The 1,238-nt window shown below is 71.2% G+C and carries 1 protein-coding gene; it reads right to left on the bottom strand.

Translation table 11 applies throughout. From position 1 onward, the window contains the following. Nucleotides 1-75: 75 nt before the first annotated feature. Nucleotides 76-1,238 (bottom strand): AMP-binding protein (locus G6018_RS07305; RefSeq protein WP_182639269.1); only part of this gene is annotated, 1,163 nt, incomplete at its 5' end.

Genomic DNA, 1,238 nt, shown 5'->3' on the forward strand with positions numbered 1-1,238 from the left:
GGCGCCGGGCCACCGCGCGGCCGATGCCGCCCGAGGCGCCGGTGACCACGACGGCACCCGCCCGGCGGCCCGTGCTCATCGGAGGTCGGTCTTGAGGATCTTGCCCGAGGCGTTGCGCGGGAAGGACTCCACGAACTCCACGGCGCGGGGGCGTTTGAAGTTGGCCAGGTGCTCGCGGCAGAACCCGAGGACGTCCTCCTCGGTGAGCGACGAGCCCTCGCGGCGCACCACGAAGGCCTTGCCGACCTCGCCCATCCGGTCGTCCGGGACGCCGATGACGGCGGTCTCGACCACTCCGTCCAGGCGCGCGAGCGTCTGTTCGACCTCGGCGGGGTACACGTTGAACCCGCCCGTGATGTACATGTCCTTGAGCCGGTCGGTGATCCGGAGGTTGCCGCGGGAGTCGATCTCGCCCACGTCGCCGGTGTGGAGCCAGCCGTCGGGGTCGATGGCCTCCGCGGTGTTCTCCGGGTCGTCGAGATACCCCTGCATCACCATTTCGCCGCGGGTGAGGATCTCGCCGGAGTCCCCGATCCGGATCTCCATGCCGGGGTAGGCCCGCCCGCACGTGGTGGCGACGGTGACGTCGTCGTCGTCCGCCGTGGTGGTGGTGATGAAGCCCATCGTCTCGGTCTGCCCGTAGGCGGTGAGGACGGTCTCCAGCCCCAGGTCGGACTGCATCCGCTCGACCAGGACCACCGGGACGACCGACGCGCCGGTCACGGCCAGGCGCAGGGAGGACAGATCGAATCCCGCCCGGTCCGGCGCGTCCAGGATCGTCTGGAAGATCGTGGGGGCGCCGGGCAGGACGGTGGCGCCCTCGTCCTGCACGAGGCGCATGGTCTCGGTGGGGGAGTACACGGCCAGCGGGATGACGGTCGAACCGAAGAGAGTGCAGACCAGGAACCCGGCCTTGTAGCCGAAGCTGTGGAAGAACGGGTTGACGATGAGGTAGCGGTCGCGCTCGGTGAGTCCGCCGTTCGACCCCCAGGCGCGCGCACCGGCGACGGTCTGGCGGTGCAGCGCCACCACGCCCTTGCTCTTGCCGGTGGTGCCGGAGGTGAACAGGATGTCGGCCACGTCGTCGCCCGTCACCGAGTCGGCGCGGGCGTCGGCCTCCGCGAGCGCGGAGTCGGTGGCCTCCGCCTGCAGGTCGGTGAAGTCGACGACGGCGAGGTCGGCGGTCGCGGTGTCACCGCCGTCGAGGGGGACTCGCACGAGCGTCCGCAGCCGCGTGG

The organism is Dietzia sp. DQ11-44 (genome assembly GCF_014145205.1).
GTDB classification, from domain to species: domain Bacteria; phylum Actinomycetota; class Actinomycetes; order Mycobacteriales; family Mycobacteriaceae; genus Dietzia; species Dietzia natronolimnaea.